This is a genomic window from Enterococcus sp. S183_ASV_20 (genome assembly GCF_018919685.1).
Classification (GTDB): domain Bacteria; phylum Bacillota; class Bacilli; order Lactobacillales; family Enterococcaceae; genus Enterococcus; species Enterococcus faecalis.
Genome location: NZ_JAHLRI010000016.1, coordinates 26,996 through 42,531, shown reverse-complemented (window position 1 = coordinate 42,531; position 15,536 = coordinate 26,996). Strand labels below are relative to the sequence as shown.

Below are 15,536 nucleotides of genomic sequence, written 5' to 3'. Positions count from 1 at the left end.
CTTATTGGCCTCCTTCCAACGGCGTTAAAATATATTTTTCGACCGCTTTGGCAACGCCATCTTGGTCATTCGTGTCTGTAACGACATCTGCAGCTTCTTTAACTAATGGAATCGCATTTGCCATGGCGACACCTAAGCCAGCGTATTCAATCATCGGTAAATCATTTTCTTCGTCCCCTAAGGTCATGATTTCTTCTGCACGGATTCCTAAATCTTTGGCTAACAAGGAAATACCATAGGCTTTCGTAATCCCTTTTGGCATAAATTCTAATAAGTTATTTCGCGTTTTAATAATTTCAAAGCGCTCATAAAAGGAGGCCGGAATTTCCTTGATGCGTTCATTTAAATACGCTTCATCAATCGCAACAACAACTTTGTTATAAATTCGGTTCGGGGTTAACTCTTCTAATTTGTAGGACTCAAAGGTTAATAATTTGTTTAGAGAACTATAAATTGAAGGATAATTAGGTGCAGAAGGCAGTTGCATCACGACCTCATCGGATAAGACATCAAACGGCATGTTGAGTGTGGTTGCTAATTGGTACAGCTCATGAATCGCTTCCAAGGGCATCAATGTTTTCTCAATAATGGCTCCTGTATCATTTTTTTGAACCAACCCGCCGTTAAAAGTAATGCTATAATCGCCTTCATCTTGTAAACCTAATTCTTCTAAGTATGGACCAATGGCTGCCAAAGGTCGACCTGTGCAGATAACAACTTTCACGCCTGCTTGTTTCGCAGCCATCAGTGCTTGTTTATTCCGCAAAGAAATCTCTTTTTGGCTATTTAATAATGTTCCATCTAAATCAATAGCAACTAATTTTATCAAACGTTCGCTCCTCCTTGCTTCTGGCTAATTGCTTTTTTCAATTGCGCCACCTTCTTTGACCTCTTCCAAGCGAACTGAAACGATTTTTGAAACCCCAGATTCTTGCATAGTCACGCCATATAAAACATCTGCGGCTTCCATTGTCCCTTTACGATGCGTCACCACAATAAACTGTGTGCCATCTTCAAATTCGCTTAAATAATGGCCAAAACGAGCAACGTTGGCTTCATCTAAAGCTGCTTCTACTTCATCTAAAATACAGAACGGAACTGGTCGAACACGAATAATTGAAAAGAGTAACGCAATCGCCGTTAATGCCCGTTCGCCTCCAGACAACAAGCTTAAATGTTGTAATTTTTTCCCTGGTGGTTGCGCCTCAATCTCAATCCCTGTATTCAAGAGATCCTCTGGATTGGTTAGCACCAGTTCTGCCCGTCCGCCACCAAACATATTAGGAAATACCACTTTGAACTGGCCACGAATTGCTTCAAAGACTTCTTTAAACCGTTCTTTCACTTCTTGGTCCATTTCATCCATGGTTTCAAATAATTGTTCTTTCGCATTTAATAAATCATCTCGTTGACTGACTAAAAATTGATGGCGTTCATCGACTTGTTCAAATTGCTCGATGGCACTTAAGTTAACAGGTCCTAACCGCTCAATTTCTTGTTTTAGGCGCTTCACTGTTTGTTGCGCTTGCGCCAAATCATCGATTGGGAAATACGCTTCATAGGCAGCTTCAAAGGTTAAGCTGTATTCTTCCTGTAAGTAACTTAATGAGCTATCTAATTGCATTTCTGCACGATTTTTTAGGACTTCGATTTGTGTTTTATCTGCTAAATACTGTTGTTGGCGTTTGTTTTCTTCCGCTAATTTTGTATCTAACTCGTCTACTTCTTCTTGCAACGCTTGTCGTTGACTGCGTGCCGTTTGTAAAGAGGTTTGCAACGCTGTTTGTTTCTCCGCTAATTGCGCGACTTGTGCCGCTAAGCCTTCTTCGGTTAACTGGTGATCGCTAGAATGGCTACTTAGTTGTTGTAGCTGTTGACGGATGGCCGTTTCTCGAATCAACAATTCGTCCAATTGTTCTTGTTTGTCTTGCTTTTGACGAGCAAAATGGGCACATTGTTCCGCCGCTACTGCTTGTTCTGCTTGAACTGTCGTCAAGCGTTCTTGCGCTTGGGCTTTAAAGGTTTCCATTTGGCTAGCTTCTTGTTCCACTTGTTTCATTTCAGCATCTAAACGTTCTTTCGTTGCCATTAAGTTTGCTTGTTGCTCTGTCAATGTGGCTTTTTTCGTTTGATATTCGGTTAAGAATTGATGCAATTCCCGTGATTCATATTCAAACAAGCGTTTTTCTTTTGTTAAACGAGTAATCGTTTCTGTTTGATTGGCTAATTTATTGTCAATTTCTTGTTGTTTTAAGCGATTTTGTTCACCAGCAGAGCGCAACATTTCTGCACGTTCTGTGGCTGTTTTCACTTCTTGCGAGAGCGCTTGGACTTCTTGTTCTACACTTCTTAGTTGTGTTTCTAATTGAGTCATTTGTTCAGTGATTGTTTGAAGTTCTTGCGCTTGTGAAAATAGGCTTCCTTGGTTGCCACGTTTATTGGCTCCCCCAGTCATCGAACCGCCAGGATTCATCACATCGCCTTCCAATGAGACAACGCGATATTGGTAATTGACTAATTTTGCTAACTGGTTGGCACTCGTTAAATCTGCCGCTAAAATCGTGACGCCTAAGAGATTTTGAATAACGGTTTGTACTTGTTCTGGATAACGAACTAATTCACTGGCAATCCCCACGAATCCCGGTGCACCAGCCAAACGATTCTGAACCATCGCCGATACAGAGCGTGGCTTAATGGTAGTCAATGGTAAAAAGGTTGCTCGGCCACTGTGTTGTTGTTTTAAGAAAGTAATGCCTGCTCGACCATCTTTCTCATTTTCCACAACAATATGTTGCGCCGCACCACCTAAGGCCGTTTCAATCGCCAACGTATATTCTTTAGGCACTTCAATTAACTCAGCCACTGCGCCAACAATCCCAGTTAATTGGTTTTTGTGACGCAATACAGCTTTCACGCCTTGATAGAAGCCAGCGTAATTTTCTTGAATTTCTTGCAAACTTTTTTGGCGTGCCTTCGCTTGTTGCACTTGATTCATCGCTTGGTACATATCGTTTTGACGCTGTGCTAATCGTTCACGCTTAGCTTCAAGCGTTGCTTTCAACGCAGTGTATTCTTCCAGTTGTTCTTGTAAGCCTTGTTTTGCGACTTTTTGCTCTTTTTCTAGCGTTTCTTTCATTGCGAGAGCTTCAACCATCTGTTCTTCTAGCGCTTCGTGTTTTGCTAGCGATTGTTGATTTTTAGCTGTTTCTTGTTGATATTGTCGTTCTAAATATTTTAAGTCATTGGCTGTATTGGCTTGTTCTTGCATGACTTCCACATACTGACTGCGCAATTCCTCCATTAATTCTTTAGAAGACTTACTATATTTTTCCACATCTTTCGTTGCCAAAGCCAATGCTTCTTTTAACGTCTGACGTTGTGCCGTTTTTTCTGCGATTGCTGTTTCCAGCGTCTGCAATTCTTCTCGATAACGAACAATTTTTTCGGCCGTTTCTGCCAATGTCTCTTCGTATTCGCTTGCCGTTTGGGAGGTGTGTTTGGAACGTTCAATTAAAACATTTTTTTGTCCTTCTGCTTGTTTCAACGCTTCTGTCACTTGTAATAATTGTTGTTGTTCCGTTTCAATTTGTTCATCTAAACGATTGCGCTTGCTTCGTAAACGTACCAATTTGCCTTCTAAGTCATGGACTTGCTTACTTGCGCCAGCTAACTTTTCTTCAATGGCTGTTAATTCTTGCGTTTTCGTTTCCCAAATAGCTTTTGCTTCTTGAATTTCGGTCACAGTTAAATTGACATCAATTTCGGTAAGTTCTTCTTTCAAAGCTAAATACTTTTTAGCCGCATCTGCTTGGGCGGCTAGAGGAACTAATTGGTCTTCCAACTCGTAAATGATATCTTGGACACGGCTTAAGTTGTCCTCAGTTTCGAAAAGCTTTTGTTCAGCCTTTTTCTTCCGTTGTTTGTATTTTAAAACGCCCGCTGCTTCTTCAAAGATCCCACGACGGTCTTCAGGTTTACTATTAAAAATCGCTTCAACTTTCCCTTGTGAAATAATTGAAAAAGATTCTTTGCCTAACCCTGAATCCATAAATAAATCTTGAATGTCTTTTAAACGGCACGCTTGTTTATTAATAAAAAAGTCACTTTCGCCCGTTCGTTTTAAACGACGGGTGACACTAATCTCACTATAATCCAATGCTAAATAATGGTCGCTGTTGTCTAACGTCACGGTAACTTCCGCAATATTTAGCGGTTTACGACCTTCCGAACCGGCAAAGATAATGTCGTTCATTTTGCCACCGCGAAGGTTTTTCGCAGATTGTTCACCTAATACCCAGCGAACGGCTTCCGTGATATTACTTTTCCCACTTCCATTCGGACCAACCACTGCTGTCACATCATCTTCAAATTCAATAATGGTTTTATCTGCAAATGATTTAAATCCTGTAATTTCAATTCGTTTTAAATACACGAATATTGCTCCTTCCAGCCTTACTGAGGAATACTTTTCAGTGCCCGCTCAGCGGCATCCTGTTCAGCTAACTTCTTCGATTTTCCTTGGCCTAACCCAATGAGTTCACCATTCATGTAAACTTCAGTGAAAAAGGTGCGGTCATGAGCAGGGCCTTCTTCTTTAATTAAGCGATATTCAATTGAAACATCGCCTTTGCGTTGTAAAACTTCTTGTAATTGTGTTTTGTGATCCATCTCATGTGAAAAAGCACCGGCATCAATTTTCGGAAAAATAACGTCTTCAATAAATTTCTTGGCTGCGCCAACTTTTTGGTCTAAGTAGAGGGCACCTAAAAAGGCTTCAAATAAGTCACATAATAATGATGCACGTGTTCGTCCGCCCGATGCTTCTTCTCCTTTACCTAATAAAATGTAGTTGTCGAAGTGACATTCTTTCGCAAATTTGGCTAAACTATCTTCCCGAACGATGGCTGCGCGCATCTTCGTTAATTTTCCTTCTGGAAGTTCTGGGAATTTTAAATACAAATATTGTGAAACAATTAATTCTAAAACTGCATCTCCTAAAAATTCAAGACGTTCATTATCGGATAATTTTAAATAGCGATGCTCATTCACATAGGATGAATGAGTAAAAGCTTGCTCTAATAGATTGACATCATGGAAAACAATGCCGTAACGTTCTTTTAACTCTGTTGTTAACTGATTGTCCATTCTCCACATTCCTTTACATTTATTTACACCTTGTTTCATTATACTTTTTTTTTCACTTTTTTTAAATGGTTCTATTCAGAAAAAGCCTGTTATTCACTGTGTTCTCATTATTTTTTAGAAAAAAATAAATAAATCACCTCTCCAGCTATCAAATCAGCCACTGCTACCCCATAAAAAAAGAGAAAACGTAGCAACGTTTTCTCGGAATTTTTTGAATAAACGTACCAGCAAGAGACAATAAAAAAAGCATTCAGTTATTCACTTTCACTAAATATTAACATCTCATTTAAAGATTGGGATAATTCTTCTTTTTGTCGTCTTTTTAATTTTGTTTTAGTCGCATCATGATTCTTTACTGTGCCTATATGAACCTGCACCTCTTTCTTATTATTTATAGCAACAATAAAAGGTACAGAAAGCGACTCATCCCCAGTATATTTTTGATAAAATTTTTGTAATAATTCATCATCATTTTCTGTATAGTCATCACCACGAGTATTTACAGCATAAGCATTCATACTTTCCTTCTCTAATTCTTTATCTAGTATTGGTAATAATTCTAGACACCAAGGACAAGTCGGAAAGCCAAAATAATAAATTCCTTGTTGTCTGTTCACCAGATTTTCCATTATTTTTGAAGTATCAGTATGTACAAACTGTTTTGTCTCGTCATTATAGGATACATACTTATTTTGATTAAACGCTAAGTAATAACCAAAAACAAATATAATCAAACTAACAAGAAAAATAATGAACACTTTTCTTTTTTTCATTTATTTCTCCTCCTAAAAATTTGAAAAATTGAAAGCAAAATTATTTCTCCATCTGCAGTAAACGGTAAGAGATTAAAAATATTACTAATACAAGATACTTTTAAAATCACAGTATAATAATTTAATGGCAAAATTATTCCTACTATAACCAAGAAAAGCGGAGATATCGCTGAAATCAATAAATTATCTAGAGGATTATTTCTGTTCGTATACACTACTTTAAATGGGTATAGACCAACTCTCTTTATATAAGCATTGTATTTGAAGAATTTGGCTAAAATAAAATGTAACCACTCATGTACAAGTAACACGACATATATTGACAACACATACAATATTGATAACTTAATAATCATATTTTCTTTTTTCCAAATAACCCAGTCAAAATATAGACAACTAACAATAACAACAAATAGAGTACTAATACCTTAATTGTCAAACCAAAAGTAGTTGAAATTTCATGTTTACTTATACGATTATCAATCGTAATTCCTAATAAGGTAGTGACTTTCGTTGATTCTGTGCGACTGGTATGGAATAGCTCCCATAATGTTTCAATCACAAGAACTAACAAATAGATAACTGTTATACTTCCTAAATATTTACTATTCTTTTTCATTTCTCACCTTCTTAATTACTAACAAATGCAAGAGTACTAAAACAATTAGAATCAACCAACCAAAAGAGCGATTTGTCAATAAACTAACTAGAACAAATACAATAAATAATAACAATAATGAAGTCGTTTCATTTAAACTTCCTTGTGATTTTGGAAATACATATCCCAAAATTATAGCTACTAATGATAACGACAACGCTGTAATTAGTTGAGCTAACTCCCCAAATCCCCAAAAACAAAGTAGTAACAATGGCATTGCCAACATTATCACTAGCAATAGTTGACTCAACCATTCATTTCTAATTTTTATTCTCAATAAATCATATTGTTTTCTGAAATCAGCAGTAATATCTCCATAGCTTAATAATAAAACGCCTGAAAAGGCCATAACAGTTGTCAAAATGAATAACATTGTTCTTAAACCACTTTGGAAAAAAATAACCAACATAACAACTGTAGTAAAACTAATAAAATACCAATTCGCTTTATAACGAAATATAACTTTATTTAAGAATGGAATGTATATATATTTTGAATGTTGAGACATTTGATTTTCAAGAATACTAATTAGTCTTAATAGGCCTATACTAATAAGCATTAAACATACCACTATTAGAAAAAAAGTGATAGGAATCATATAGGAGATACTCCACAATTGGTTTGCTAGAAATAATTCTAAACCATAACGAAAATCAAAAAAATAAAAAGTAGCAAAAATCATTAATAAACTATCACCTATCACTTTGAGACTATTGATTTGTTTCACTCTTCGTTTCAAAAAGAATGCAAACAAACAATGTATAAACTCAATCACCCCAATTACCACTAGGTAAAAAAGATGCTGAACAATAAAAAAAATGACATATTCAATAGGAACAGTCGTCACAAGTTTAATAGCTGGCGTAGAAATGATCATAACTAATTCATAAAGCAATATCATAATTACAAATTTGAATAGCATAAAAGACAAGCTGATGTCTTTCTTTCTAAAAGGCAATGTTTTCACAAAAAATAAGGAGTTTTTATCTAATGCAACAGTATTATCAACTAAAATATATGCTATTATACCTAAAACAAATGTATTACTAAAATAACTATAAAAAGTTATTTTTCGACCTTGTTCTATCAAAATATGACTAATTTTTTCTGAATCTGGTACAATTCTAGCTAATTCACTCATATTATAAAAAAAGTATGCAAAATAGATAAAAAATACACACACACCTATTACGATGCGAGTACTCTTTTTTGACAAAATAGAGTGCTTGAGCAAACCTCGTAAAGCATTATCAATAAATAACTCGATTAATAGGATGATATCCTTTGATGTATTTAATTTTTTCATGAATTTTCTCCGTACTTATCACTTCTTTTTCTAAATTCTCTGACGCCCCTAAAAATGGAGTTAAATTGCCATTGGACATCAATAAAATATTCTCTGAAAACCTTTCAATAATTAATTTATTATGAGAAATAATCACTATCCCTACTTCTCTAGATAAATTTTCAAACAGCTCTAACGTAAGCAATGTTGTCTCAAAGTCAAGTCCATTAAATATTTCATCACCTAATATATAATCAGTGTTAGCTAGTGCTGCTGCAACTATTTGTATTTTTTTCTTCATACCAAATGAGTACGATTCTATTAAATTAGTTCCAGCAAATTTTAAATCAAATAGTTCTAAAAAATCATCTATCCGTTCTGTATCACTACAGCGATATCTTGATAAAACAAAGTTTAAGTACTCTTTACCCGTCATATAATTAGGTAGATAAAATTCCGATGGTATATAGAATATACATTCTTTAAACTTTTCAGAATCATTAGAATAGCTCTCAATAAATACCTTTCCAGACGTTGCATCTTTCAATCCTACAATACAATCTAATAAAGTAGTTTTCCCACTTCCATTTATACCTACAATCACACTAACTCGGTTTTTAGGCAATGAGATAGTTATATTATCTAAAACTTTCCTATCAAATTTTTTTGTTAAATTTTCAATTCTTATCATAAGTTTCTTAACAAGAAGCCTCCATAAAATAGAGGCTCCTTCCTCCTTAAATATCAACGTTTACAATTGAAGGTAACGTGTACCAAGTCGGGAACACCAATTTTAATACTCCCAGCAAATGTTCCACCTACCCAACTACAGTAAACTGCATAACCAATACAGCCAATCACTGAAAGTAATATTACAACTGCCCAAACCCATTTTACAGTTATTTCTTGTGAATATTTTGATTGCAACGCAAGCAAATAATTCTCCATATAAAGTGGCATATCCATTCACTCCTTTCTTTAAATATAAGTTTTAGTTATAAACAATACCAAACACACCTTCAAAAACTAACTAAAACTTAATCTAATTGTAACTTATCGTTCTTTATACGTAAAGGTAGTATTATATATATAATAAAAAAAATAACATTTCATAACAAATATGTAGATATACACACTAAATAAAATAAAAAAACAGAACCTCCCATCAAAAACCATACTGCATAAAAAACAATTCATCTATAACAAAAAAATAACGCATACATATAAATTGTAATTGCTTAAAGTAACAAAAATTTTCACATAAAATAAGATGGCCTAAGAAACTATCCTATCCAAAAAAACAGATTCTAGAAGAGCTTTATGTCTTCTAGAATCTGTTTTTTTATTTCCGTGAGTCTGCAGTGACACCCACCGTTGCCCATGGATTATCTTTCGTATCAACTGCCCAAGTAAAGTCAACTACACGGTCGTTGACAGGCAAGACTTCATTTCTGTAAAGCGTTGGGATTACAAACGCTTCATCAATGGCATACTCTTGCCAATCGTAGAAGGCTTTTTTACGTTTTTCTTCATCAAATGATGCTTTTGAATCAATCGCGTCAAGTAATTTAGTATTTTCTTCTGACTCAAAACGTGTATAGTTAAAGGCTGAGTTTGGACCATATAAGCCGGTTGGTGAAGGATCTGAACCTGTGCCCCACGCGCCTTGATAGATATCTACTTCTGGGTCATCATTTTTCAATTTATCATAGAATGCTTGGAAATCAATTAAGCGTCCTGTTGTATACGTTACGTTTAAGCCAATTTCTTTCCATTGTTGGACATAGTAATCAGCAAGTGGTTGTGCAGTTTCGCCGCCTGACATTGAAGCAAACTTGATTTCTAGTGGTTTGCCTTCTTTGTCTTCGCGAATGCCATCGCCGTCTACGTCTTTATAACCAGCATCGTCTAATAATTTTTTCGCTTTGTCTAAATCAAGCGTATAGCCTTTCGCTTCGCTATCATGCAAGCTCTTGAAGACTGGTGGGATTAACGTTGTTGCCCCTGTTCGTAAGCCGTTGTAGAATTTTTGGCCGACTGCATCATTGTCAATTGCATAGCCCATGGCTTGACGTAAGCTTTTATCTGCCATTTTAGCTTTTGGATTGTATTTCACTGTATTGGTTTCTTTGTCAAACGTGCCCATTTTAAAGCCAATATACGTGTAGGCTTGTTCGGGACGTCCTAAGATTTGATACCCTTCAGTATCTTTGTATGTTGGATACGTATCTGTTGGCATTGATAATGCAATATCGTATTGTTTCGCTTTCATCGCTTCTACAATGCTCGCAGAAGGAACAGATTTGAACACTAATTTATCTAATTTAGGTTTGCCACCGTAGTAATACTCATTTGGTAGGTATTCAACAGATTCACCTGTCACAATATTACTCATGTAGTATGGTCCAATAGTCACAGGGTTTTTACGAACTGCATCGCTTGATTCCATGTCTTTAACAGCAATTCCTTCAAAGGCATGTTTTGGTAAAACTGAGCCCCAAACACCGCCACCTAATTGTTGCATTCCTGGGTGAACTTCTTTATAAGTGATTTTAACTTCTTTATCATTGACTTTTTCTATGCCAGAAATGGTTGGTGATTTACCATCATGGTAGTCTTCCATGCCAACAATATTCGTAAAGTTATCATCATAACGAATCCCTGTATAGTCTTTATGACCAATGACTTCATAAGAGAAAATCACGTCATCTGCCGTCACATCTTTACCGTCAGACCATTTCAAATTGTCACGTAATTTAATGGTTGCTGTATTGGCATCTTCATCTAATTTCAGATCCGCAGGACCCCCATCGACAATCTTAAAGTCTGCATCATTGTTAAATAATGGCTGTACCGTTGGAAGCATGTATTGTGCATCATAGTTGTCTTGATAAAATTCTTGCTGGAAAAGTCCTTGGAATTGTGTATCCATAACTACAGCGACATCTAATGTCCCGCCATCAATTGCTTTTTTATCATTTTTAACAGCGATTGGCATTTTTGAAATGTCTTCTGTTTCCGTTGCTTTATTGCCCCCGCCTTTATTGCCGCCACCACATGCAGCTAACCCGAATACTAACACAGAAGCTAACGTGATTGCACCTAAAATCCGTTTCTTGTTCATCTCTTTTCCTCCCTCATTTTTTGGCTAATTAGCCTAATCGTTGTCGTGCATCTGCTGAGCGCTTAAATGCTTGTCCAACATAGTTTATACTTAACATCAAGACTAAAATTAGAATTGATGCAGGTAACCAAACCCATTGTTTATTGACTAATACATCCCCACTGCTGGCGTAGCCAATTAAGGTCCCTAAACTTGGGACACTTTGTGGTAACCCGAAGCCTAAGAAAGTTAACGTTGTTTCGATCCCGATATTGGCCGCGAAATTAATCGTTAAGTTCGTAATAATTAATGAACTTAAATTCGGCATAATTTCTCGAAACATAATTTTAAAATCGCTTGTTCCCATTGTCTTAGAGGCACTAACGTAATCTCGGCGCCCTTCAGATAACGTTTTACTGCGGAACAACCGCGCTTTTCCAACCCAATAAAACGCACACATAATCCAAATAAAGGACCAGATACTATATTTAGGAATCACGGAAACGAACACAATAATAATTAACATAATTGGCAAAATCATAATAAAATCCACGATACGCATCAAAATATTATCAATCATACCTCCATAATAACCGGAAATAATCCCTAAACCGACCCCGATAATAGACGTAATAATCGTAATGGCAAAACCGATTAAAATCGAGTTCCTAGCCCCGATAATCAATTGTCCTAAAACATCACGACCCCCTTCATCGGCACCTAAAATGAACTTGGTGCCATTCATTGTAACGGTACCTGGTTCCGCATATTTATCTAAAATACTTACATGCATAACGGCACTTTGGTCTAACACTAACGAACCGATAAAAACGGCTAATAAGATAATGACCAAAAGGATTAAAGAAAACATCGCCATTTTTTCTTTGACGAATTCTCGCGCAATCATCCGAAAGCCCATTGGTGGAATACTTTCTTGTAAGACTTCTTCTCTTTTTTCTTCTGTCAATTCCATTTTTATCACCCTTTCTTCGTGTTTTTTCTACTGAATTCGAATTCTTGGATCAACAATACTCATTACAATATCAGAAATTAAGGTTCCGATAAGGGTTGCCAATCCCAAAATCAACACGAGAGCGGTAATAACGGAATAGTCACGTTGAATGATACTATCAATAAATAATTTTCCAATTCCTGGGAAAGCAAAAATCTTTTCAATAACGACTGATCCGGCAATCAAAGCAGTAATTTCATAACCTAATTGAGAGGCAATTGGTAATGCTGCATTTCTAAAAATGTGTCGATTAAAAATTTTATTCGTTGGCACTCCTTTTGAACGAGCAGTACGAACAAAGTCCATGTTTTTAACATCAATCACTTCACTGCGCAAATATTGAATAGTGACCGCTGTCCCTAGCAACGCTTGAGTGACCCCTGGTAAAATTAAATGCTTCAGTTTATCTAAATAATACGGCCACGTTCCTTCAGCCAAACCGACCGTCACGGTTCCACTCGTTGGGAACCAGTCTAAGCGATACCCAAAAATAAAGAGCATAATCAAGGCAAAGATGAATAATGGCACGGCAAAACTGAAGAAGTTGTAGATAACCACCATTTTGTCAAACCATGAATTTTGGTAACGACCAGCAATTAAACCGAAAGGAATGGCGATTAAATACGTGATTATGACTGATACAGCAGCCAATGCAATCGTATTCCCCACCCGACCAGCAATGAGCGTAGACACAGGTAACTTAAAGATAAAACTATGCCCAAAATCTCCATGTAAGGCATTGCCAATCCAACGGAAATATTGTTCGTACCAAGGATCATTTAACCCGGCAGCTTCGCGCATGGCTTCAATCACTTTCGGGTCTTGGTTCGGATTAATCAATCCTGTAAACGGATCACCTGGCATCATTTTAGCCAACAGGAAAATCAAGACACTTAAAATAATCACTTGCGGAATCATCAATAACAAACGGCGTAAAATTGTTTTCCACATTATTCAGCACCTCCATTTTTTAACGCTACTTGGTGGGTTGGACTAATCGCATGTAAGTTATAAACCCGCCCATTTTCATCATAATAGTCTTTATGATTTTCCCGATACTCTTGCTCAACTCTTCTTCGTTCTTCTTTGTGAGCTTCTCGGTTCGCTACGTCAATTTTAGGAATTGCTGAAAGTAAGCGTTTGGTATAAATGTGTTGTGGATTAGTGTAAATATCTTGGCGTGTACCGATTTCAACAAAACGGCCTTTGTACATAATGGCAATGTTGTCACACATATGTTTAACTACGCCCAAATCATGGGAAATAAATAAGTAACTTAACCCATATTCCTGTTGAATGTTTTTCATAAAATTCAATACCTGTGCTTGCACAGATAAGTCCAGTGCTGAAACAGGTTCATCTGCAATAATTAATTTTGGGCTGGTAGCCACCGCTCGGGCGACGCCTAAACGTTGGCGTTGTCCACCAGAAAATTCATGAGGATATTTGTACAACGCATCTTCTGGCATCCCCACAATATCCAACAAACTTTTGACTTTTTTCTTTTCTTCTTGGTCACTTAACCGTTCAAAATTTCGAATTGGTTCGGCGATAATATCTAGTACTCGTTTTTTAGGGTTTAAACTTGACATCGAATCTTGGAAAATCATTTGGACATCTTTGTTGTATCCGATCGCTTTTCGACTTCGCGGCTTGGTTACATCTTGTCCTTGATAAATAATTTCACCATTTGTAATTTTTTCTAAACCAATAATTGCTTTTCCTGTCGTTGATTTTCCAGAACCCGATTCACCAACTAACCCATACGTTTTACCTTGTTCAATCATGAAATCCACACCATCAACCGCCAAAACATGATCAGTGATTCGATTGAAGAAGCCGCTGCGAATTGGATAATGAACTTTTAAATCTTTAATTTGAATAATTTCTGTCATTACGCTTCCCCTTCCCCGTCTCTAAAATGAAAATGTTTATAACATGTACAACGAACATAATGATTCGGTGCAACTTCATGTAATGTTGGATTTTCTTCATGTTCCGATGCATCAATCCAAGGAATTCGTGGGGCAAACCGACAACCTTTTCTAGGTAATTTGGTTAACGAAGGAACAATCCCTTCAATCACATGAAGTTCTTCTTCATCTGAATTCTCTTGGGGAATGGACTGAAGTAAGGAACGTGTATATGGATGTTTCGGATGACTAAACAATTCTTCAGCAGTGGCTACTTCTACAAACTGACCCGCATACATAACCGCTACACGATCAGCCATTTCCGCAACTACACCTAAGTCATGGGTAATTAAAATAATGCCGCTCCCTGTTTCTTCTTGTAAATCTTTTAACAAATCGAGAATTTGTGCCTGAATGGTAACGTCTAAGGCCGTTGTGGGTTCATCTGCAATTAAAATCGGTGGTTTACACGCGATTGCAATGGCAATAATCACCCGTTGGCGCATGCCGCCAGACAATTCATGAGGATACTGTTTCCCGACACGCTCTGGGTTGGGAATCCCCACTTGATCTAACAGTTCAATGGCCCGTGCTTGTTTTTGTTGTGCGGTCATTTTGGTATGATACGTGAGACTTTCTTTAATTTGGTCTTCAATTCGCATGAGCGGATTCAGTGCAGACAACGGATCTTGGAAAATCATCCCAATATCGTTTCCTCTGACTTTGTTGTACAATGTTTCATTAAACGTAGTTAAGTTTAAATTGTTGTATAAAATTTCCCCAGTAATTTTGGTATGATTGGGATCATGTAAGCCCATAATCGTTGTTGCTAAGGTACTTTTTCCACAACCAGATTCTCCGACGATTGCCAGAATCTCATTTTTCTTCAATTCAAATGAAACATCATCGACGGCATTATAATAATCATCTTTGATTCTAAATGCTGTTTCTAATCCTGAAACCTCTAGTAATTGTTCATTTCCTTGCATCCATACGCACCCCTTACGTCCTTTCAAAAACATTATATAAATTAACTAATATTTAATGATAGCACTTTCTAATTTTTATCAATGTTAATTTACAGCTCATTGTTTTTTCATAATTTTATAGAATTATTCCATAAAAAGCAAGATAAAATAACTTTTTTCGCAGTTATTTTTTTACATGTATGATTTTTTTTACAAAAATATGTGTAAAAATAGCCTTATTGCTTAATAAAATAACCATTATGTACGCAAAAAAAGTCGATCAACACGAATGTCAATCGACTTTGTCTTATTATTTTTTATGAATTACTCACAATATAATCTACAGCGGCACCAACTGTTTCAATTTTTTCTGCATCTTCATCTGAAATCTCTGTTCCAAATTCATCTTCAAGTTCTAAAACAAACTCCATTACGCTAATTGAGTCAGCGTTCAAATCATCTTTAATGTTTAATTGATCTGTTACTTGATCCGCTTCAATATCAAAGTGGTTTGAGATAATCTTCGCTACTTTTTGAAGTACTTCTTCACGAGTCAACTGTATTCACCTCCACTGCTTTTGAAAAAAGGTTCTTTCTTTTACTAAAACGCTAAGATACATTGTACTCACAATTTGGGTATTTGTCCATCTTTTTTTCATTTGAGTAACAAACTGATGTC

Annotated in this window: 14 protein-coding genes; all 14 read right to left on the bottom strand. The window is 36.3% G+C overall.

Features of this window, described 5'->3' with window-relative positions:
* Position 1 precedes the first annotated feature (1 nt).
* The 14 genes from KQI94_RS07800 to acpP all read right to left on the bottom strand — a co-directional run bounded on the left by KQI94_RS07800 (position 2) and on the right by acpP (position 15,414).
* Complete coding sequence (locus KQI94_RS07800) at positions 2-829, bottom strand: Cof-type HAD-IIB family hydrolase (RefSeq protein ID WP_002359053.1); 828 nt, start codon at positions 827-829, stop codon at positions 2-4.
* A gap of 24 nt (positions 830-853) precedes the next feature.
* The gene (gene smc, locus KQI94_RS07795; protein WP_002368437.1) at positions 854-4,432 is read right to left on the bottom strand and encodes a chromosome segregation protein SMC; all 3,579 of its coding nucleotides are present in this window, start codon (positions 4,430-4,432) and stop codon (positions 854-856) included.
* Positions 4,433-4,452: 20 nt separating this feature from the next.
* Entirely contained in the window at positions 4,453-5,145 is a 693-nt protein-coding gene (rnc, locus tag KQI94_RS07790) for a ribonuclease III (RefSeq protein ID WP_002354946.1), read from the bottom strand.
* Between the two features lie 254 nt (positions 5,146-5,399).
* Positions 5,400-5,918: a transporter gene (locus KQI94_RS07785; RefSeq protein ID WP_002368439.1), complete on the bottom strand. Its 519-nt coding sequence runs from the start codon at positions 5,916-5,918 to the stop codon at positions 5,400-5,402.
* Between the two features lie 352 nt (positions 5,919-6,270).
* A complete protein-coding gene (locus KQI94_RS07780) occupies positions 6,271-6,537 on the bottom strand; it encodes a hypothetical protein (protein WP_002368441.1) in 267 nt (88 codons plus the stop codon).
* On the bottom strand, positions 6,524-7,882 hold the full coding sequence (locus KQI94_RS07775) for a hypothetical protein (protein ID WP_002368442.1): 1,359 nt from the start codon (positions 7,880-7,882) through the stop codon (positions 6,524-6,526). The genes KQI94_RS07780 and KQI94_RS07775 overlap by 14 nt, the downstream gene beginning before the upstream one ends.
* Positions 7,827-8,609 (bottom strand): ABC transporter ATP-binding protein, encoded by a 783-nt coding sequence (locus KQI94_RS07770; RefSeq protein ID WP_002368443.1) that lies wholly within the window; start codon positions 8,607-8,609, stop codon positions 7,827-7,829. Before KQI94_RS07770 ends, KQI94_RS07775 begins: the two co-directional genes overlap by 56 nt.
* Positions 8,606-8,827 carry a hypothetical protein gene (locus KQI94_RS07765; protein WP_002368444.1) on the bottom strand — a complete coding sequence of 74 codons (222 nt, stop codon included), beginning with the start codon at positions 8,825-8,827 and terminating at the stop codon, positions 8,606-8,608. Before KQI94_RS07765 ends, KQI94_RS07770 begins: the two co-directional genes overlap by 4 nt.
* 376 nt (positions 8,828-9,203) lie before the next feature.
* Entirely contained in the window at positions 9,204-10,985 is a 1,782-nt protein-coding gene (opp2A, locus tag KQI94_RS07760; RefSeq protein ID WP_002368445.1) for an oligopeptide ABC transporter substrate-binding protein Opp2A, read from the bottom strand.
* A gap of 28 nt (positions 10,986-11,013) precedes the next feature.
* The gene (opp2C, locus tag KQI94_RS07755) at positions 11,014-11,937 is read right to left on the bottom strand and encodes an oligopeptide ABC transporter permease Opp2C (protein ID WP_002365358.1); all 924 of its coding nucleotides are present in this window, start codon (positions 11,935-11,937) and stop codon (positions 11,014-11,016) included.
* Positions 11,938-11,964: 27 nt separating this feature from the next.
* Positions 11,965-12,927: an oligopeptide ABC transporter permease Opp2B gene (gene opp2B, locus KQI94_RS07750; protein ID WP_002354943.1), complete on the bottom strand. Its 963-nt coding sequence runs from the start codon at positions 12,925-12,927 to the stop codon at positions 11,965-11,967.
* Positions 12,927-13,871, bottom strand: coding sequence for an oligopeptide ABC transporter ATP-binding protein Opp2F (opp2F, locus tag KQI94_RS07745; RefSeq protein WP_002354942.1), 945 nt, complete (start codon positions 13,869-13,871; stop codon positions 12,927-12,929). The genes opp2B and opp2F overlap by 1 nt, the downstream gene beginning before the upstream one ends.
* Entirely contained in the window at positions 13,871-14,911 is a 1,041-nt protein-coding gene (gene opp2D, locus KQI94_RS07740; RefSeq protein WP_002367425.1) for an oligopeptide ABC transporter ATP-binding protein Opp2D, read from the bottom strand. The genes opp2F and opp2D overlap by 1 nt, the downstream gene beginning before the upstream one ends.
* 263 nt (positions 14,912-15,174) lie before the next feature.
* The gene (gene acpP / locus KQI94_RS07735; RefSeq protein WP_002354939.1) at positions 15,175-15,414 is read right to left on the bottom strand and encodes an acyl carrier protein; all 240 of its coding nucleotides are present in this window, start codon (positions 15,412-15,414) and stop codon (positions 15,175-15,177) included.
* Positions 15,415-15,536: the final 122 nt, after the last annotated feature.